The organism is Halomonas sp. BN3-1 (genome assembly GCF_003056325.1).
Lineage (GTDB): Bacteria > Pseudomonadota > Gammaproteobacteria > Pseudomonadales > Halomonadaceae > Halomonas > Halomonas litopenaei.
In genome coordinates, this window is record NZ_PYVV01000001.1 from 813,360 (window position 1) to 832,808 (window position 19,449).

Sequence of the window (19,449 nt, forward strand, 5' to 3'; positions counted from 1 at the left end):
CCTTCGACGAGGCGTCACACGCCGCTGACCACCTACAGGAAAAGAGGCACACCGATGAAGATCGCCAGGGTCGAGACCCATCTGCTGGATCATCCCCTTGAACAGGCCTTCGAAAGTGCTTCCATGCGCTTCGAACGCCGCCAGCACTGCCTGGTGGAGATCACCTGCGAAGACGGCACCGTCGGCTGGGGGGAGTGCCTCGGTCCGGCCCAGGCCAACGCCGCGGTGGTGGCCACCTACGCCGACACCCTGATCGGCGCCAACCCGCTGGAGCATGAAAAACTGTGGCTCGTGCTCTACAACCGGCTGCGTGACCAGGGCCAGCGGGGGCTGACCATGACGGCCCTCAGCGGCATCGACATCGCGCTGTGGGACATCAAGGGCAAGCACTACGGTGCCAGCGTGTCGGAGCTCTTGGGAGGGCGTTTTCGCGAACGCGTCCAGGCCTACGCCACCGGCTCCTTTCGTCGCGATGGCGTGGACCGGGTCAGTGATATCGCCGCGGAGGTGGCGGGCTACGCCGAGGAAGGCTTTCACGGGGTCAAGATCAAGATCGGCTTCAACGTCGAGGAAGATCTTCGGGTCATCGCCGCCGTGCGCGAGGCCATCGGTCCCGATCGGCGTCTGATGATCGATGCCAACCACGGCTATGACCTGCTGGAGGCCCTCGAGGTCGGCAAGCGGGCGGCGGCTTACGACGTCGACTGGTTCGAGGAACCGGTACTGCCGGAGCAGATTCATACCTATCGCGCGGTGCGCGATGGCCAGCCTCTACCGGTCGCCAGTGGCGAGAACTGGCATGGCCGCTACGCCATGCAGGAGCCGCTGGCCAGCCGCGCGATCGATATCTGCCAGCCCGACATATGCGGCGTCGGCGGCTTCACCGAGATGCGGCGCGTCGTGGATATGGCGGCGCTTCATGGCGTGCGTCTGATTCCCCATGTGTGGGGCACCGCCGTGTGCATCGCCGCCAGCCTTCAGGCCATGGCGGCGCTACCGCCCAATCCGCCCAGACGTGAGCCGATCGAACCCATCATGGAGTTTGATCGGACCCACAATCCCTTCCGTCAGGCCATTGTTACCCAGCCGCTGGAGCATCATCAGGGCTGGGTGGATATCCCCGACGGCCCTGGACTTGGCATCGAGATCGATCGCGACGCCCTGACACGTTTCGCCCTCAAGGAGACAAGACAGTGATACCGGCCAATACCCGTCCGCTGGAAGGGCGCGCGCCCAGGCTGAAGGCGCCCGCCGGCGCCACCGATTGCCATGCCCACCTGTTTCTGGAAGGCTTCGAGGGACACCCGCAGGCCGCGCCGATCAAGGAGCTCGCGACCCTCGAGGACTTCAGGCGCTATCAGCGCTGGATGGGGCTCGACAGGGTGGTCGTGACCCAGTCCAACGCCTATCAGTTCGACAATGGCGCCCTGCTTGAATCGCTCGACCAATTGGGGCTGGACAAGGCCCGCGGGGTCGCCGTCGTCAGTCCTGACACCCCAGTGGAAACCCTCGAAGACTGGCATGGCCGAGGTGTTCGCGGCGCACGCATCATGAACCTGGGCGGAGGCGCCATGCCGTTGGCTCGCCTGCCCGAGGTCGAGCCGTTGATCGCGCCCCTGGGGTGGCACCTGATGGTGCAGTTCAATGGCCGCGAGCTCGACCAGCACCTGCCGATGCTGGAACGTATCCAGTGCCCGTACATCATCGATCATATCGGCAAGTTCATCGATCCGGTGCCGGCCGATGATCCTCGCGTCGACGCCATCCTCAGGTTGCTCGATCGCGGCAATGCCTGGTTCAAGATCTGCGCCGGTTATGAAACCAGCCTGAGCGGAGGGCCCGACTACGACGACGTCGGCGCCATCGCCCGACGGGTCATCAACCACGCACCGGAGCGCATCCTCTGGGGCAGCAACTGGCCCCATGTCGGTGTCTCGCGAGATCAGTATCCCGACGACCCTGACCAGCTTGACGTACTGCTGGCCTGGGCCAATGAGCAGCAGCGCCAACGCATCCTGGTCGACAATCCCGCCGAACTGTACGGATTCGGTCGCTGAGGCGCGTATCACGAGACACGAGACACGACACGCGAGAAGGAATTCTGACATGTTGAATCGACTGCTGGTCACCGGCGCCGCCGGGGGCCTGGGCACCGCTCTGAGACCTCATTTGAGTCGCCTGGCGAAGGAGGTCCGCCTGTCCGACATGGTCGCCGTCGACCAGGACGTGACCCACGATACGCGCCATGAAGAGATCGTCACGGCAGACCTGACCAACGTCGATGCTGTCGCTCGCCTGGTGGAAGGCTGCGATGGTGTTATCCACCTCGGCGGTGTATCCGTGGAGCGCTCCTGGCAACAGATCCTGCCGGCCAACATCATGGGCACCTATCACCTCTATGAGGCGGTGCGCCGTCATGACAAGCCGCGGGTGGTATTCGCCAGTTCCAACCACGTCATCGGCTTCTACCCACAGCATCAGCGGCTGGACGCCAAGGTGCCGAAACGCCCGGATTCGCTCTATGGCGTGTCGAAAGGCTTCGGCGAGGACCTCGCCAGCCTGTACTTCGACAAGTTCGGGGTCGAGACCCTGGCGGTGCGTATTGGCTCCTGCTTTCCCGAGCCCGCCGATGCCCGCATGCTGGCCACCTGGATGAGCGTCGAGGATTTCATGGCGTTGCTCGAGCGCGCCTTCTGCGTCCCTGAACTGGGCTACACCGTGGTCTACGGCGCCTCCAACAACGCCGAACAATGGTGGGACAATCGCGAAGCAGGCTTTCTGGGCTGGGTGCCAAGGGACAGCTCCGAACCCTGGCGTGCCGAGATCGAGGCCAGGGGAGGGCGGTTGGCTCCCGATGACCCTTCGGTGCGCTTCCAGGGCGGCAAGTTTGCAGGCCAGGGCCATCCTGACGATGAATAGCCACTGAATCGTCGCGGAAAGCCACCAGGCATCCGTACACCGGGGACCTGACGCCATCGCCTTGATACACTGGCGTCCTGATAGTCAGTGCTGATATACAGCCCTGATAAATAGCCCTGAAAAGTAGCCCAGTGATAGCGCTTTGCGGCACGTCGCGTCATCGCCACGCGAACTGAAGAGGAATCGACCATGGCAGCCAAGCCAGCACCCCGCACGGAACCGGCACCGCTAAACGTCAAGAAGCTGACGCGTGAAGGCAGTCTGTCGATGAACGTGGCCGACCAGCTGGAAGGTCTGATCACCGCCGGAACCATCGCCGTCGGCGAGAAGCTGCCGACAGAAAGCGGCCTGTGTGATTCCTTCGGTGTCAGCAGGACGGTGATCCGCGAGGCGGTGGCTCATCTCAAGTCGCTGGGCCTGGTCGAGGCACGGCGTGGCGTCGGCACCACGGTGATCCGCGCCGCACCGGCCGAGGCCATGCCCGCCAAGCGGATTCGTCCGACCACCGTCGAAGATATTCTGCATGTCATCGAGCTGCGGCTTAATCTGGAGCCTGCGGCGGCGGCGTTGGCCGCCGAGCGCTTCGAGGTCGACGACGAGACTCGCCTGCGTGATACCCATGCGGCCTTCGTCAAGGCCCGTCAGCAGCGTAGTCAGGCTCGCAACGAGGACTTCGAGTTCCACCACGCGATTGCCAGGGCCACCCACAATCCGTTCTTCCCTCAGGCGCTGGAGCAGCTCAACCTGAGCGCGATTCCACGCTCGAAGCTCGCGACCAGCGAGGTCAATACCGACTCCACCAGCACCTATCTCAAGCGCGTGGAAGCCGAGCACCAGGACGTTCTCGACGCGATCCTGTCACGCGACCCCGACGCCGCCAGAGCCGCCATGGCGCGCCACCTGGAACGCGCCCGGGAGACTTACCAGCAGTTCAAGGAGAAGGGTTGAGTCAGTGCCGGCCGCCAGTACGTCAGTTGTCATCGGTTGACGCAGTCCGCTCGACAGGACTGCCAGTTCGATGATCTAAATCCGTTGGGCTCGGTGGGAAGCTACCGCCGAGTTCGAGGTAAGTTCGAGGTAGATAAGGACAGCGATTGACGCGGGGTTCTGGTGACAAGAGGCTGTTATCAGCCTTCACAAGCTTTCATGACCCATGGTTCGCATAATCTATATTATGTTAAATGAGGTATTTGCCGGTTCTCCCGGACAAGCCTCTGATGCTCTGCTGCCTCCCCTTTGGCGCTTGCGGTCTCCATGTCGCTCGTCTGGCTGCTTTTCCATCCTGCCCAACCCAGCGACGCTTCCTCTCCGCTGGCTAGCTGGCAGGAACCTCACGTTCGATTTCACATCGTGCCACACCGTCGTCTGAAACCCGTCCTCCGGCATCCAGGCAGGCGTCCTGGAGATGCCAGAGCTGGTAGCGGCTTCCTGCGTAGAACCCCATGACGAGTCCGGCGACCAGCGCCGTGGTGACGATAATCGCTATCGTGCGTCTTCCCTGACGATGTCTGGCTGCCATGGTGATGTCCGGATAGAAAAGATCTTGCTGACCGACGGTGATCAGTCGCCCAACGCTTCCAGCACCAGTTCGGCCACGCGTCGGCCCGAGGCTGGATTTTGCCCGGTGACCAGCCGCTCATCGACTACGGCGAATGGCTCCCAGGCGCGATCCGCCTTCAAATAGAGCCCGCCACGCTCGACAAGCTCCGTTTCGGTAAGAAACGGCACGATGTCGTCGAGCTTGGCCAGGTGCTCCTCGTGATTGGAAAAGCCGGTCACCTTCATGCCCTTGATCAGGTATTCCCCATCATCCCGGGTCACATTGAGCAAGCCCACGGCACCGTGACACACAGAGGATACAATACCGCCTGCCTCGTAGATGTCCCGACACAGGCGTTGGAGCGTCTCGTTGCCCGGAAAGTCCCAGATGACCCCATGCCCGCCCGCCAGATAGATTGCCCGATAGTCCGCTGCGTTGACCTCGTCCAGGGCCAGCGTCGTACCCAGGCGGTTCATGAAGTCCTTGTTCTGATAGTAGTCCCAGTCAATCGCCTCGGCGGCCGCCAGACTGTGGGGATCGATGGGCGTATAGCCCCCCTTGGGGCTTGCGATGTCGCAGGTCCAGCCAGCCTGTTCGACATGATCGATGAAATGCACGGCTTCACCTAGCCACAGACCCGTGGCTCGATCATGATTGGGATACTTGGCGTGACTGGTCACTACCACAAGAATCTTGTTATCCATGGCGAGGGCTCCGACGAGAACGTTGAACCTTTTAGTCGACTCTGTCGCTATCTTGTTGCGTTATTGTAGTCAGCCTCGTGCTAGCTTCAGCAAAGCACGAAAGGTTCTGCATAGTAGAAGCGGAATGCCCAAGGGCGTGTATAGGGACTTGTGTAGCCGCCAATACTCAGGCAACCCCTTGGGTCTATTGTCCCGATTTCTGATGAGGTAGACACGGGCCCTGCCCAGTAGACACCCTTGCGCTTTTTCAGGGGTGCGGGCTCGGGATTGTGGGCGGTTCTGAGCAGTACAGCGGAGCACCTGAGGCGTGATCAACCCGGCCCCAGCATGGACAGCGCTGGCGTCGCTCCTTATCATCGCTTCAATTTGTCTCGTTCGATGGGCTTCTTCGGGAGCGATCTTTGCGAGTCTCACCATTTTTGTCGATGCCGATACAAGGACGCTAGCGTCATGCCCCTCCGACCGACTTGTTTTCTTTCCTTGGCCGCCGCCGCGATGCTCGGTGGCTGTGCACTGGCACCGGTCGACGCTCCGCCTCCCCCCGAACCTCTCACGCCTTCGGAATTCCACGCCGAGATCCGAGGGCTCGAGACGCGCCTGGCGGGACGCTGCGACCTGACCCATGACATGCTAAGTGAGCAGGCAGCGCAGGATCGCCGCATGACCGCCGATATCCGTGAGGTAGGCAGCCTGCTGCGTGGCGTACGCCAGGATCTGGCCGGGCTCGAGCGCGGCAGCTCGGACCCAGGCCCTCAGATGACGCAGTGTGAGGTCAGTTCCGAGTCCGGTATCGACAACAAGGAACTGCTGGGTCGCAGCGAGTGGGTTGGCTTGCCCGATGTGGGCACCTATCTGAAGGCGCGGATCGACTCCGGGGCCAATACCTCATCGCTGTCCGCTACCGATGTCACCACCTTCGAACGGGATGGCGACGAATGGGTGCGCTTCAAGCTGGGCCTCAATGAAGAGGATTCGGTGGTCGAGGCCGTGCGCGATGAATGGATCGAGGCACCGGTAGAACGCAAGGTGACCATCGTCCAGGCCAATGGTGAAGAAAGCCGCCCCGTGGTCAGTCTGCTGATGACCCTCGGCCCGCTGCGTGAACAGGTCGAATTCACCCTGAACGACCGCACCCACCTGAGCTATCCCGTCCTGCTTGGCCGTCGTTTCCTGTTGGATATCGCCGTCATCGACGTGGCCCGCCACTACCTGCACGACCGTCCCGAATTCCCAGGAGGGGAATCGGCCAGCGAAGCCGCCGACGAGGAAGCGGCCGATCGTGATGATCAGGAACAGCCCTGAGATAACGCAGTGTGCCGACGCCCCGGGGCGTCGGCCTTTCGCTCCCGATTAAGGAAGACCCATGTCCAGACTGCCCTTTTATCTGATCGTCGCCCTGCTGATGGTGGTTGGCATCGCGATGAGCATTCACCGCCACGTGGAATTCGAGGTCCCCTGGACGCCGGGTGAACAGCGCCAGGTCTGGGAAATCGAGGCTCAGGTCACCTTCGATGGCCAGGGCGAGCCGGCCAAGGTGGACATGGCCCTGCCCTCCTCTCAGGCCGGTTTTCGGGTGCTGACCGAGCACACCGCCTCACCGGGTTACGGCCTGGCGTTCCTGCAGGAAAACGGCGCACGTCGCGCCGAGTGGTCCACCCGCGAGGCGGTGGGCGATCAGCGCCTCTACTACACCGCCCAGGTACTGGTGACCGAAGGTGCCCGCAAGGCAACTGCTCCGCCCCCGCCGCCGCCGGTGACCGATGTCGCCTGGGAGCGTCCCTACGACACCGCCGCCCAGCAGGTGATCGACCGCGCCTGGGCACGCTCGTCCGACGCCTTTACCTTCGCCCGTGAATTGCTGAGCGAATTCGCCGATGACCGCCAGGGGGAAAATGCCAGGCTACTGCTGACCCAGTTCGATCGTGTGCCGCTGGCCGTGCGCCTGTTGAACCAGGCCGGCGTTGCCGCACGTGAGGTCAGTGGCCTGATGCTCGACAGCGGCCGTCGGCGTCAGAGCCTGACCTCGTGGATACAGGTCTATGACGGCGACAAGCGCGCACTGTTCAATCCGGCCACCGGCGAACAGGGCAAGCCCGACAACCTGTTGATGTGGGAAAGCGCTGGCAATGCCGTGCTCGAGGTGGAAGGCGGTCGCGATTCACGTATTTCCTTCTCCATGCTGGTACGCAACCAGCCCGCCGCGGCGGCAGTGCGCAGCCAGCTCGCCGAGGACAGCGATACCCTGCTCAACTTCTCGATCCACAGCTTGCCGCTCGAGGAGCAGGCGCTGTTCCAGACCATCCTGCTGATCCCGATCGGTGCGCTGGTGGTGGTGCTGCTGCGGGTGCTGATCGGCATCAAGACGTCCGGTACCTTCATGCCGGTACTGATTGCCCTGGCCTTCATCCAGACCACCCTGCTCACCGGCCTGGTCGGGTTTCTGCTGGTGGTGGCCGTCGGTCTGGTCATCCGCAGCTATCTGTCACACTTGAATCTATTGCTGGTGGCCAGGGTGACGGCGGTGATAATAACGGTGATAGCGATCATCTCGATCTTCACCGTGCTGTCCTATCGCTTTGGCCTCAATGCGGGCCTGACGATCACCTTCTTCCCGATGATCATCCTGTCCTGGACCATCGAACGGATGTCGATCCTGTGGGAAGAAGAAGGCCCCAAGGAGGTGCTGATCCAGGGCGGCGGCAGCCTGCTGACCGCGGTACTGGCCTATCTGGCGATGAACAATCCGTGGATTCGCCACATCACCTTCAACTTCCTCGGCCTGCAGCTCATCCTGATGGCGCTGATCCTGCTGCTGGGCAACTACACCGGTTACCGGCTGCTCGAACTGCGTCGTTTCAAGCCGGTCACGGAGGACTGAGCCATGCTCAACTGGACCAGTCCCGGCAAGCTCAAGGCCAAGGGCATCATCGGCATGAACCGGCGTAACATCCGTTACATCGGTCGCTACAACAGTCGCAAGCTGTATCCGCTGGTGGATGACAAGCTCAAGACCAAGCTGCTGGCACAGGAATACGGCATCACCACGCCGGAGCATATCGGCACGGTGTCGACCCAGTTTAGTGTCAAGCACATCAGCGAGATGCTGGCGGGCCACAACGGTTTTGTGATCAAGCCGGCCAAGGGCAGCGGCGGCAAGGGCATCCTGGTCATCGAGCGCGTCGAGGGCAAGCACTTCATCAAGCCCAGCGGCGCTGAGCTGGATATCGAGGATGTCGAACGCCACGTCTCCAATATCCTTTCGGGGCTCTATTCGCTTGGGGGCTCCCCGGACGTTGCCCTGGTCGAGGGGCTGATCAACTTCGATACCACCTTCGCTGCCTATACCTACGAAGGCGTCCCGGATATCCGTGTCATCGTGTTCAAGGGCTACCCGGTGATGGCGATGATGCGGCTGTCCACCGCCGCCTCCGACGGCAAGGCCAACCTGCACCAGGGCGCGGTGGGCGTCGGCATCGATATCGCCAGCGGGCGCGCCGTCCGAGGCGTCCAGTTCGATCGTTCGCGCACCGATCATCCCGATACCGGCCACGAACTGGCCAGCCTGCAGATCACTGGCTGGACCACCCTTCTCGAGCTCGCTTCCGGCTGCTACGAGATGACCGGGCTTGGCTATCTCGGCACCGATATGGTGCTCGATCGTGACCGCGGCCCCATGTTGCTCGAGCTGAACGCCCGCCCTGGCCTGGCGATCCAGATGGCCAATGGCGAAGGCTTGCGGCGACGCCTCGATCTGATCGAGGCGCAGACCGAGGAGCGCAGCGCTGCCGAGCGGGTGGCCTTCGCCCAGCACCACTTCGCCCGCCAGGGCGAGCTGCAGGAAGCCCCGGCAGAAGCCATTTGACAGTTTCGCGTGTCTGGCCCGCCGGCGGGCCAGCGCGTAGACTAGGTTGCCGCTTCGTGAATATTGGACCCCATGACCGAAACCGCCCTGCTACAACAGGCTGAAGCTCACTGCGCACATCGTGGCGTGCGCTTCACCCCCATCCGGCGACGTGTACTGGAACTGATCGGTGAGGCCAGTGGCGGCCTCAAGGCTTACGATCTGCTGGATCGGCTAGCCAAGGATCACGCCGCCGCGCGCCCCCCGACGGTGTACCGTGCGCTGGAGTTCCTGATCGAACAGGGGCTGGTACATCGCATCGAGTCGCTCAATGCCTACGTCGCCTGTCCCTGCCCCGAGCATGCCCATCGCTTCCAGTTGCTGATCTGCCGGGACTGCGGGCGCGTCGAGGAATTGCACCTCGACGAGATCAACGAGCAACTGGCAAGCCGTGCCAGAACGCTGGGCTTCCAGGTACAGCGCCAGACCATCGAACTGCTTGGCCTGTGCCAGGCCTGCCAAGGCGGCAACAACGATGGTGCCGAGGAGCGTGCCGACGCCACCGCTGATCCAGTCAATACAGCCTCTTCCACCCCCAAGGACGCCACCTGAGCCCCATGACCGATCTGCTCAAACGCCTCGAGCGCGAACCCTGCGATAGCCGTCATTCTCTCGAAGAGGTGCTGGCCAATGTGCGATTCAACGGCGATGGCCTGCTGCCGGCGATCGCCCAGCAGCACGATAGCGGCGAAGTGCTGATGATGGCGTGGATGAACCGGGAGGCGCTGGAGGAAACACTGCGCACTGGCCGGGTATGCTACTACTCCCGCTCCCGCGCCAAGCTGTGGCGCAAGGGCGAGTCTTCCGGCCAGCAGCAGCATCTCAGGAGTGCGTCGCTGGACTGTGACGGCGATACGCTGCTGCTGCAGGTCGAGCAGACCGGTCCTGCCTGCCATACCGGCCGGCGTAGCTGTTTCTATCTGTCCCTGGAAGCTGACAGCGCCCGCATCAACAGCGCTGCGCTGATCGATCCCGATGAGCTCTACACCAAGGGATCCTGAGTCACCCGCGACGGCCGGGGCTGACAGCGGCCGTGGTCGCGATGATCGATCGCCCCCCGCGCAGGAGCCATCACCCCGGGCGCGCGGACCGAAGCGCTGGCTGGCATGGCCGTTACTGGCGCTGATTCGCCTCTACCAGGGTGTCATCAGCCCATTGCTGGGCCCACGCTGTCGCTACTGGCCAAGCTGCTCGCACTACAGTCACGAAGCCATAACGGTTCACGGTCCGATACGGGGCGGTTGGCTAGCGCTCAAGCGTATTCTGCGCTGCCATCCTGGCGCCAAGGGCGGCATCGATCCCGTGCCTGGCGGGCCCAGCGAGAGGCTTTGCCGCCAGGATCCGGAGCTCGACGAGCGGTTTCAGGTGCGCGGCGACAGCGAATCGAAGTCCGCGGACTGACGCGGGCGCCTCGTCGACGCCCAGGGTTCAAGGGTCAGGCGGCTTCCTGCTCAGCGACGCGATAGATGCGCTCGAGCATGGCGTTGAGGCCATTACTGCGGGTCGGCGACAGGTGCTTGTCGAGGCCCAGGTCCTTGAGAAAATGCGGACTGGTGGCGAGGATGTCGCTGGGCTTTCGATCGTTGTAGATGCGCATCAGCACGGCGATCAGCCCTGACACGATGGCGGCGTCCGAGATGGCGGCAAAGTGCAGGGTGTCGCCCTGGCGCTCGTGGTGCATCCACACATTGGACTGACAGCCCTGAATCTTCAGCTCGTCACGCTTGTGCTCATCGGGGAAGGCCGGCAGTGCCTTGCCCATGTCGATGATGTACTGATAGCGGTCCATCCAGTTGTCGAACAGTTCAAACTCTTCCAGCAGTTCCTGCTGGGCCTGTTCTGCGGTACTCGTCGTGGTCATGGTGACTCCCTAGAATGCTGCCAGGATTATACCTGCCAGGCCCCGCCGTCGTCCTCCCCCGGTCAGCCCCGGTTCGGAGAACCCGGCCAGGCGTCATGCTAGAATTCGCCCTGAGCGGGTGACAACGGAGCACTCGCTGTCGCTCGCCGCCTAAGCTACATAAAGAGATCGACATGCAAGCGCCAGCCCCCCAAGGACAGGGCCCGCATCGCTCACGTGATAGACGACTCGATGCACTGGAAAAGGAGCTCGACCAGTATCTGGGCTCGTCACGGGCCGACAAGACCGGCACGCCGGCCTCCGAGCGAGGCCTGACGCAGCAGCAGCTGGAAGAAATCATCGCTCACCTAGCTGCCCAGCGGCGGGCCAAGCGAGCGGCCATCCTTACCAATTTGCTGGATCTGGCCGATCGCGCGGGCACAACCGTCGGCGCACTTTCGCTGATTGCGCTGTTCTTCGCCGACAAGGATAGCTCGGGGGCGACGCTGGTGGTGGCCAGCACGGCCAAACCGCTTTGGGGCGCCTTCGTTGGCTTTGGGCTGGCACTCGTGGCATCCTATGCCAAGGCCCTGCTCACCTGGAGGGACAAGTGATGACATTCCATATCGCCATGCTGATCATGCTGGGCGCCACCTTGGCGCTGGCGGTGGCCGCCTACCGACTCGACCGTGGCTACAAGTCCGACGTCAAGGCGCTCACCGAGCACGCCAATCGTTATATCGCCCGAAAGCGCGGCCCCCTCGAGCACTAGGATTGCCTGGTTGGCTCCATTGGCGGGCTCTGCTAGCCGCCCTCAGCCAGAAACCTGTCCAGGGGGGGGGGGCTGTTTCTTCATTCCTTATTCTCCCCCCTTCCCTTGACCCCATCTTGGTCCTTCTGCCTGGCCAAGGCCGTGCAGCGACTGCTGGCGATGCCACTCCTCGTCTTCGGTGTGAAGGTAGCGTGACGTCGTCTCCAGGCGTGAGTGACGTGCCGACTGCGCCAGATATCGAAGCTCCACGCCCGCCTGGGCCTGATGGGTCAGAGCGGTATGCCTGAGCCAGTGCGGCGTAGCCTGTCGTAGCCGTGCCACCGCCTGGGGATCTCCGCCCTGCTCTTCCAGGCAGTCCGCGGCCTGGCTGAAGGTCGTGCGTATCAGTCGGTACAACTGGTTGTCCCCCAGCGCGGTCTTACCATCCAGGCGTCTCAACAGTGGCGCTGGATCCCCGGCGGGATCGGCCGGCTCGCCGTAGAGCGTCCGTGCCTCCCGGACCAGCTCGATCATGTCGGGCGGCACCGGAATCTCGGCAAACTTGCCGCCCTTGCCAACCACCTGCCACCACCAGCGCCCTTCCCGCCTCACCAGATCCTCCATGCGCGCCTGGCTCATCTCGTTGATCCGCGGGGCCAGCAGGTAGGCAAAGCCGAACACCAGCCGCCGCCTGGTCCAGAGAAATCTGGCTCGTCGGTCGGCACCTTGCTCCAGTGGCTCATTGAGCCAGGCCCACAACCAGTCCCACAGCGGACGCTCCAGATAGCGCTCGACACGCCGCTGACCATTGTTGAGTCGCCTACGCTTGTCGCGCATCAATCGAAACGGGTTGCGCGACAGCCAGCCCGCCTCGACCAGCCAGGCCATCATGCCTTGCAGGATCACCAGGCTCTGGCGTCGACTTGCCGGCGACAGGGGGCCGCGAAACGGCCGCCAGCGAGGATCCTGACGCGGCCTGACCGGGCCTACCCACTGGTCACGGGGGCGCGGGTCGGCGAGAAAGGCCTCGAACTCATCCAGGTGAGCCCGGGTCATCTGGGCCAGCGAAAGGCGGCGCTCTTCAAGCCACAGCAGCAGCCGCTCGGCCTCGCGGCGGTAGGCGCGCTGGGTCTGCGCACTGCCGCCGTATTCGGCAAGCCAGTGGGCCACCGCCTGCCAGTCATCTTCCGCCTCGATCAGGGCCTGCGGGGACGACGAAGACGGTAATTCGCCCTCGACCAGGGTGCCTCCCGGCGTGCTGTCGAAGACCGCCCTGCCGTCCTGTGCCTGTATCGGAGGTGTCTTGCTCATATGACCTGCCCATTGGCTTGCGCCATTGCGTGTCGTCGCTTGGCGCGGCTGAATAGATAAAAAGTCCTGCTGACCAGCTGGCCGCTCAAGACACAGATGGCCACATCCGGTTGCGCGCGGCCAATGTGCAAGAACGCGATAGCGCGCAGCCTGGTTGCGCCGGTATCTGGGGGTCTCGGGTATGCTGACGTATGAACGACAGGGAGCCGTCGAGATCGATCATGAGTCACAACCAGCATTTCGTTGCCCGTGGCTTCGGGGACTTCGTTGACCGGGTTGGTGCCACCATCGCGGCACTCAGTGTCATGGGCGGCCTGTTCACGTCTCAGATGCCCGCACTCCTTTCGCTCGCGGGGGTGCTGCTGGGGATTGGCTGTGCAGCTCTCGGAATCACTACTAAGAAGAGGTTTTCCTCTGAGGAGGACGTATGACACCAGATATTCTCGAATCCCTGAAGACGTTCCTGTTCGTGGCTTCGCCGCTGATCATTCTGGCGCTTGGAACGGCAGCTTATGCCAAGTGGCGTGGGCATAACCCTTGATGCCCTGCTGTCAGGGTGGCTTGACCGCTACTCACCTGCCAGCCGCCCTCTCCCGCCCTCGTGCTTCTCTACTTTTGCCGCTCTCTATTCTGGCCTTTCCCTGCTGCTCTAGCTCTTCTCTAGCCATTCTCCGCTCTCGCTTTCCCCGGTCTGGCGCTGCCATGCCCGCGCTCTTTCCTGGTCTCGTTTTTCCCTGCTTTAACCCAGCCTAAGGCTGCCTCGTCGTGCGAGCATGAAAATCTTGTAACGCATTGATTTTAAACTAGCTATTATCCGAAGAAGAACTTCTCCCATAGACGCTCTCTACGCGCCGTTCTTCGCCGTCAACGAGAATTCACGCCGCTTCTACCGCTGCAACCAACTCGCAGCAGCCCTTCCCGCGCTATACGACGCCAACTTCTCCCATGCATCCGCAACGAGCGCTGATCGCTTTAGTCTGCCCCTGTAGGCCCATAAATTCAAGATAAGGCGCGTAATCTTGATTTAATGTCGCTTATCATAAATATTCCTACGTATTTACGCTTTATGTAATTACACGTACTATCGCCTTTGCTAAATGGAAATGATGGCTGGCGGCATCAGCCGCCCCCTCACGGAGCAGGCAGGGGTTCGCAGGAATGTGAGCACCGCTCACGTGACGACACCGCAAGGCAGTGCCAACGGGTGTCACAGAAAGCGAACCGGAGCATGGCGAGCGAGGGGGCATTCAGGCATGATCAGCCGCTGGCGGAATCGACCACCGCACAAGGAGAGCTTCATGGCCCGTACCGGGATCACCTACGACGACGTTCAACGAGCGGTGGATACTCTGCTCAAGCAGCAGGAAGCCCCCAGCGTTCAGAAGGTCCGAGAGATACTCGGCACCGGCAGCTTCACCACCATCAGCGAACATCTGCGCGAATGGCGTTCACGCCGGGAAGAGCGACGAGACGTTCCGCCACCCCAGGGGATGCCCGTGGAGCTTCAGGGACTGGCCGAAGAGCTCTGGAGCAAGGCCCAGGAGGCGGCGGCGGAAAACCTGGCCCACTATCGCCAGGAGGCCGATCGCAACGTGGAAGGCGCGCTTGAAAAGGTGGCCGCCGCCGATCGTCGCGCCGAAGACGCCGAACAGCGCGAAAGCGCCCTGTCGGCCCATCTGTCATCCATGGAGCAGCGCCTGCAGGAGGCGGCCTCGGAATCGGCAAGGCTGGCGAGCGCCAATCAGTCGCTGGAGCAGCAGCTCATCAAGGAAGGCGAGCGCGCCACCCAGCTCGAAGCTCAGCTTGATCGTCTGCAGCAGGACAAGGAGCGTGAAGGCAGGGAGTACCAGCAGGCACTGGATGACCAGCAGAAGCAGCATCGCGAGCGCCTGGCCCAGGAAGAACAGCGCCACGAGGCCGCCGAGGCGCGGCTGATGGCCATGCTGGACGAGGCACGCCAGGAACGACAAAGTGCGGAAAAGGCCCATGCCCAGCGGCTCAAGCAGGCCGATCAGCGCCAGGAGGTGTTGCAGCAGCAGCTTCAGGCACTGCGGGGCGAACTGTCAGAAGAGGAAAAGCGCCACCGCGAGACGCAGATGGAGCGCTCGCGAGCCGAGGAGAACCTGCGCGCTCGAGGCCACGAGGTAGACCTGCTCAACGAGCGTATCGAAGAGCAGAGGCGGCTGCTGGCGAATCAGTCAGAGCGACTCAAGGCGCTCGAGGCCAAGCTTGACGAGAAGATCTGGGCGCTGGCCAGACAGCAGCGCGAACGCCCCGATGACAACGAAGGCACATCCAGCGGAAACGCCAAACAACAGACCTCTTCGCCCTAGGGCAGCGCCTCCAGGATTCAGGCAGCGGCCTTGCCGTGTGATTGCATAGGGTGGCGTTCACACGGCAAGCCCGGGATCCAGCGCAGCGGCACTGCAAACCAGAAGTCGCCATTCATGGCCCAAGCGACGTGCACCGCCTCCTTCAATGCCCGATTTGCGGCGTTGCCAAGGCACAGCTTGCTCGACATGTCGTTTTCCTGCGTAAGCCCTTTCTGAAAACGCCTTTCCCCTGCTGCCCGGGCCCCGTCCCGCCGGTAAGATCCTCCAGATTCGGACTGACGGAATCGTTCAGGGAGGAACCGCCATGCCATCTGCTCCCCATCATTTGTGCTCATCGCTGCGTCTTCCATCGGCGCCCACCGAGTGGGCACGTTTGGCAGGAGGGTGCTGAGCATGGACGACCCCTCCTGGTCCTCGTATCGCCCAAGCGACCTGCTGGGTCCCTTTGACGTCACACTGAGTCAGGATCAGCGCCTGCTCAAGTTTCATCTGGCCGGGCAATCGCTGATCCCTCATCGCCTGGTCGGTGAAGAGGCCATTTCGCGCCCCTTCTGCTACACCCTCGACGTGATCTCCCAGCGCGGCGACATCGAGCTCAAGTCGCTGATCGCCCAGCCGGCATTGATCGAGATCCGCCAGGCCGACGGCGGCTACCGTCCGCTCTCTGGCCTGGTCGACACCGCCGCCCTGCTCGGCGAAGACGGCGGCGTCTACTACTACCAACTGGTGCTGGTGCCCTGGCTATCCATGTTGAGCCTCGGTCGTGACAGCCGCATCTTCCAGGACAAGACGGTCATAGAGGTGATCGAGGCGGTGTTCCAGGGCCACGAGATCGCCAAGGGGCGCTACCGCTTTGATCTTCGTCGCGACTACCCCACGCGCAGCTACTGCGTGCAGTACCGAGAGAGCAACTTCCACTTCGTCAACCGGCTGATGGAACAAGAAGGACTGTTTTTCTATTTCAGCCATGGCGGAGGCGATCACTGCCTGGTGATCACCGACAGCGTAGATACCTGCCCAGCGGTCACCCCCCAGGCCATCCGCTTCCATCGCCAGGCCGCCACCGAGGCCGAGGACGCACTGACCCAGTGGGGTGGGCGCCGTCAGCAGCAGCCCACCCGCGTAAGCCTCGCCACCTTCAACTACAAGCAGCCTCGCCACCCCAGCGACATCGCCCAGGACACCATCCGTGACCAGGGTCACCTGCCGGACACCGAGGTCTACGATTATCCAGGCGAGTACTACTACCCGGACCACCGTCGCGGTGAACGACTGGGGGTCAATCGTCTGGAAGCCCTGGAATCCTGCGCCAAGCGCTTCCATGGCGCCGGTGGCGCCCGCCAGCTTCAGGTAGGCGGCCACTTCACCCTGACCCAGCATGGCCAACATGAGCGCGGCGACGACAGCGAGCGCGAGTTCCTGGTGCTGGGCCTCAGCGTGCATGCCGAGAATGCCCTGCCGGTATCGGCGCATCTGTCGACCCTGCCCGGAAGCTTGCAGGAACAGCTCGATCAGGCGCGTCGCGCCCACGGGCTGGGTCTCTCGGATAAAGGCTCCAGCCTCCACCGTGACGATTACCAGCGCACCGGCACCGGCCACTATCTGGTCGACATCGAGACCCAGCGCCTGTGCCTGCCCTATCGCTCGAGCCTCGACCATCCGCGCCCGGTGATGGGTGGCCCCCAGACCGCCACCGTGGTGGGGCCGGAAGGCGAGGAAATCCATACCGACGGGCTCAACCGGGTCAAGGTGCAGTTTCACTGGGACCGGCTGGGTCACCACGACGCTGGCTCGAGCTGCTGGCTGAGGGTCAGCGAGCCCAACGCCAGCGCCGGCTGGGGCGCGGTCTTTGTCCCGCGCATCGGCCAGGAGGTGATCGTTGACTTCCTCGAGGGCGACCCGGATCGCCCTTTGATCACCGGTCGGGTCTACAACGGCGATGAACGTCCGGAATGGCACTCCAACGGCCTGCTGTCGGGCTTCAAGTCGAAGACCTATCGCGGTGGCAAGTACAACGAGCTGGTGTTCGATGACGCCACCGACCAGGAGCGGGTGCGGCTCAACTCCGAGCACGCCAAGAGCCAGTTGAACCTCGGCTATCTGATCCACCAGCACGGCAATACCCGCGGCGACTTTCGCGGCACCGGCTTCGAGCTGCGCACCGACGCCTACGGCGCCGTGCGCGCCAACCAGGGCCTGTTGGTCAGCAGCTGGGGACAGCTTGGTGCCAACGGTGAGCAGCTCGACATGCGCCCCGCCTGGCGCGAGCTACAAAGCGCCTGGCAGCTTGCCGACAGCCTCAGCGACAGCGCTGTCGACCACGACGCCGAGGCGCTTGCCAGCCGCACCGACCTGCACAAGGCCAGCGACGACGCCCAGGAGCGCCACGGTAGTGCCGACTCTGCCACAGCCTTCGACGGCAGCAGTGCGACAACGGCAAGCAAAGGTGGGCGTGGCGAGGCCGCGCGACTCAAGGAGCCCTGGCTGCAATTGGCCTCCCCGGCGGGCATCGCCATCAGCACCCCCCAGTCCACTCACCTGGCCCAAGGCAAGTCACTGAGCGTCACCGCAAGCGAGGACATCAACCTGGCCGCCGGCAAACGCCTGGTCGCCAGCATCGCCGACCGGCTGTCGCTGTTCGTCCAACGCGCCGGGATCAAGCTGTTCGCCGCCCAGGGCAAGGTCGAAGTGCAGGCCCAGAGCGACGAGATGGCACTGACTGCAGAGAAAAAGCTCAGCATCACCTCCACCGAAGACGCCGTGCACATTGCCGCTGCCGAGGAAGTGCTGCTGACCTGCGGTGGCGGCTATATCCGACTCAAGGGCGGCGACATCGAAATTCACGCCCCCGGCACTATCGACGTCAAGGGCAGCCAGCACCTGTTTGGCGGGCCCACGAGTCTGAGTTATCCGCTGGACAACCTTCCTGAAACCGAACCCTCCAACCTGGATCTTGAACACCTCTATGGCAACGGTCGGCCGGTGCCCGGCGCCCGCTATCGCGCTTTCCTCGCCGATGGCTCGGTACGCCAAGGGGTGCTGGACGCCGCCGGCAAGGCAACGCTGTCTGGGCTGCCTCTGGGGGGTGTCCAGGTCGAGTACTTCCAGGACCCGCGAGAAATCGACAAGCGGCCCCAGGCATGGCCCAGCAAGGTACCGATCAAGCCAACGTATGCCACGACGTCCGGCGATACCCAGGCCGCCGTATCGGGCAGCGCCGGTGGCCTGGGGTCGACCAGCCAACCAGCGCCCAGCCTCCTCCAGTCTCCTGGCTGGGCCGGCGGAACGTCCGGAAGAATGCCAAGCACTTCCGGCGCGGGTCTATCGTCGCCAGGTTGGCCCAAGGGGCCTCCGCTGCCAACCATCCCAGGTGACATCCCGAGCGATCTTCCGGGGCGTGTCGGTCAGCAAGCCAGGACACAACTCGAAAAAATCGCGCAGGAGAAGCTTCAGGAGCAGCTCCCAGGGCTTGGCAATACCGAGCTGTCATCACCCGGCTGGAAGGGTGACGTCCCCACCAGGCCGACATTCGGCGACCTCAAGGAGCGCCCCCATGCTCAGGACCCCGATCTGACGTCGCCAGGCTGGCCTGGTGGATCACCGAAGAAACGCTCCTGAGTCGACAGGCCAATATCGCCAAGGGGCGCGGTGGGTAGCGGTCAATACCTCACTGAATGCATCAGGGATGGCGCCCTCTTGTGGGGACATAAGGAAGGAAACTTAGCATGGCCGCGAGAACAAGCTGGGGCAACCACGTCATTCCAGGTTTGGACCACGATCCTCTGAAAGAGGCACTCAATCACCGCCGGGTGATCACCGCCGAGCCCTACAGCGAAGGCGAGACCCCGGAAGCCGTGATAATGATGGACGTGGAGGAAGGTTCCGTCACGGTACTCGACGTGGTCGTCCAGGCCGCCTACATGCTGCCGGTGGTCGGTAACGTCATGGCCATCGGCGACGTCGCCCGCGACGTGGTAGACCTCGATGGCAACGACGCAGACGGCACGCCGAACTACCAGAACGTCTGGCTCTGGGCGGTGCTGGTGATCGACGCCATCGGTCTGGTGCCCGCCTTTGGCAACGCCTCCCGACCTGCACGTGCGGGGATCCGCGAAGGCATACAGGCGTTTGCCCGCGGTGAAGGCGTCGA

The 19,449-nt window shown here is 63.1% G+C and carries 20 protein-coding genes; 16 read left to right on the plus strand and 4 right to left on the minus strand.

All coding sequences use genetic code 11. From position 1 onward, the window contains the following. The first annotated feature begins 54 nt into the window (after positions 1-54). From C9F12_RS03290 to C9F12_RS03305, 4 genes are all read left to right on the plus strand, one after another. Positions 55-1,197 carry a mandelate racemase/muconate lactonizing enzyme family protein gene (locus C9F12_RS03290; protein ID WP_108447939.1) on the plus strand — a complete coding sequence of 381 codons (1,143 nt, stop codon included), beginning with the start codon at positions 55-57 and terminating at the stop codon, positions 1,195-1,197. Further along, entirely contained in the window at positions 1,194-2,057 is an 864-nt protein-coding gene (locus tag C9F12_RS03295; protein WP_240184150.1) for an amidohydrolase family protein, read from the plus strand. The genes C9F12_RS03290 and C9F12_RS03295 overlap by 4 nt, the downstream gene beginning before the upstream one ends. Positions 2,058-2,106: 49 nt before the next feature. Then, positions 2,107-2,919, plus strand: coding sequence for an NAD(P)-dependent oxidoreductase (locus C9F12_RS03300; RefSeq protein WP_108447940.1), 813 nt, complete (start codon positions 2,107-2,109; stop codon positions 2,917-2,919). Positions 2,920-3,108: 189 nt separating this feature from the next. Beyond that, the gene (locus C9F12_RS03305; RefSeq protein ID WP_108447941.1) at positions 3,109-3,867 is read left to right on the plus strand and encodes a FadR/GntR family transcriptional regulator; all 759 of its coding nucleotides are present in this window, start codon (positions 3,109-3,111) and stop codon (positions 3,865-3,867) included. Positions 3,868-4,479: 612 nt separating this feature from the next. Here the strand turns inward: C9F12_RS03305 and C9F12_RS03315 are convergent. Further along, positions 4,480-5,163, minus strand: coding sequence for a type 1 glutamine amidotransferase domain-containing protein (locus C9F12_RS03315; protein WP_108447943.1), 684 nt, complete (start codon positions 5,161-5,163; stop codon positions 4,480-4,482). Between the two features lie 450 nt (positions 5,164-5,613). Here C9F12_RS03315 and C9F12_RS03320 point away from each other — a divergent pair, with 450 nt between their 5' ends. The 6 genes from C9F12_RS03320 to yidD all read left to right on the plus strand — a co-directional run bounded on the left by C9F12_RS03320 (position 5,614) and on the right by yidD (position 10,465). Continuing rightward, positions 5,614-6,465, plus strand: coding sequence for an ATP-dependent zinc protease (locus tag C9F12_RS03320; protein ID WP_108447944.1), 852 nt, complete (start codon positions 5,614-5,616; stop codon positions 6,463-6,465). 61 nt (positions 6,466-6,526) lie between these two features. After that, on the plus strand, positions 6,527-8,041 hold the full coding sequence (locus C9F12_RS03325) for an inactive transglutaminase family protein (protein ID WP_108447945.1): 1,515 nt from the start codon (positions 6,527-6,529) through the stop codon (positions 8,039-8,041). A gap of 3 nt (positions 8,042-8,044) precedes the next feature. Next, positions 8,045-9,025, plus strand: coding sequence for an alpha-L-glutamate ligase-like protein (locus tag C9F12_RS03330; protein WP_045992077.1), 981 nt, complete (start codon positions 8,045-8,047; stop codon positions 9,023-9,025). A 72-nt stretch (positions 9,026-9,097) separates the two neighbouring features. After that, positions 9,098-9,616, plus strand: coding sequence for a transcriptional repressor (locus tag C9F12_RS03335; RefSeq protein WP_108447946.1), 519 nt, complete (start codon positions 9,098-9,100; stop codon positions 9,614-9,616). A gap of 5 nt (positions 9,617-9,621) precedes the next feature. Beyond that, entirely contained in the window at positions 9,622-10,065 is a 444-nt protein-coding gene (gene hisI, locus C9F12_RS03340) for a phosphoribosyl-AMP cyclohydrolase (RefSeq protein ID WP_108447947.1), read from the plus strand. 100 nt (positions 10,066-10,165) lie between these two features. Further along, positions 10,166-10,465, plus strand: coding sequence for a membrane protein insertion efficiency factor YidD (gene yidD, locus C9F12_RS03345; protein WP_205254620.1), 300 nt, complete (start codon positions 10,166-10,168; stop codon positions 10,463-10,465). A gap of 34 nt (positions 10,466-10,499) precedes the next feature. On the opposite strand, the gene C9F12_RS03350 is transcribed toward yidD, so the two are convergent. Beyond that, positions 10,500-10,925, minus strand: coding sequence for a SufE family protein (locus C9F12_RS03350; RefSeq protein WP_045992080.1), 426 nt, complete (start codon positions 10,923-10,925; stop codon positions 10,500-10,502). 173 nt (positions 10,926-11,098) lie between these two features. Between C9F12_RS03350 and C9F12_RS03355 the strand changes: the two genes are divergently transcribed. Then, positions 11,099-11,518, plus strand: coding sequence for a hypothetical protein (locus C9F12_RS03355; RefSeq protein ID WP_108447949.1), 420 nt, complete (start codon positions 11,099-11,101; stop codon positions 11,516-11,518). Continuing rightward, the gene (locus C9F12_RS22450; RefSeq protein WP_156088610.1) at positions 11,518-11,676 is read left to right on the plus strand and encodes a hypothetical protein; all 159 of its coding nucleotides are present in this window, start codon (positions 11,518-11,520) and stop codon (positions 11,674-11,676) included. The genes C9F12_RS03355 and C9F12_RS22450 overlap by 1 nt, the downstream gene beginning before the upstream one ends. An 87-nt stretch (positions 11,677-11,763) precedes the next feature. Here the strand turns inward: C9F12_RS22450 and C9F12_RS03360 are convergent, their stop codons facing one another. After that, positions 11,764-12,966 carry a site-specific integrase gene (locus C9F12_RS03360; RefSeq protein WP_108447950.1) on the minus strand — a complete coding sequence of 401 codons (1,203 nt, stop codon included), beginning with the start codon at positions 12,964-12,966 and terminating at the stop codon, positions 11,764-11,766. A gap of 221 nt (positions 12,967-13,187) precedes the next feature. Between C9F12_RS03360 and C9F12_RS03365 the strand changes: the two genes are divergently transcribed. Together C9F12_RS03365 and C9F12_RS03370 are read left to right on the plus strand one after the other, a co-directional pair. Beyond that, on the plus strand, positions 13,188-13,397 hold the full coding sequence (locus C9F12_RS03365) for a hypothetical protein (protein WP_108195028.1): 210 nt from the start codon (positions 13,188-13,190) through the stop codon (positions 13,395-13,397). Between the two features lie 867 nt (positions 13,398-14,264). Continuing rightward, positions 14,265-15,299, plus strand: coding sequence for a DNA-binding protein (locus C9F12_RS03370; RefSeq protein WP_162816377.1), 1,035 nt, complete (start codon positions 14,265-14,267; stop codon positions 15,297-15,299). Between the two features lie 17 nt (positions 15,300-15,316). On the opposite strand, the gene C9F12_RS03375 is transcribed toward C9F12_RS03370, so the two are convergent. Then, a complete protein-coding gene (locus tag C9F12_RS03375; protein WP_108447952.1) occupies positions 15,317-15,694 on the minus strand; it encodes a hypothetical protein in 378 nt (125 codons plus the stop codon). Here C9F12_RS03375 and tssI point away from each other — a divergent pair. Together tssI and C9F12_RS03385 are read left to right on the plus strand one after the other, a co-directional pair. Next, a complete protein-coding gene (tssI, locus tag C9F12_RS03380; RefSeq protein WP_108447953.1) occupies positions 15,693-18,917 on the plus strand; it encodes a type VI secretion system Vgr family protein in 3,225 nt (1,074 codons plus the stop codon). The two genes, C9F12_RS03375 and tssI, sit on opposite strands and share 2 nt — an antisense overlap. Before the next feature lie 107 nt (positions 18,918-19,024). Then, positions 19,025-19,449 (plus strand): hypothetical protein (locus tag C9F12_RS03385; RefSeq protein WP_162816378.1); only part of this gene is annotated, 425 nt, incomplete at its 3' end.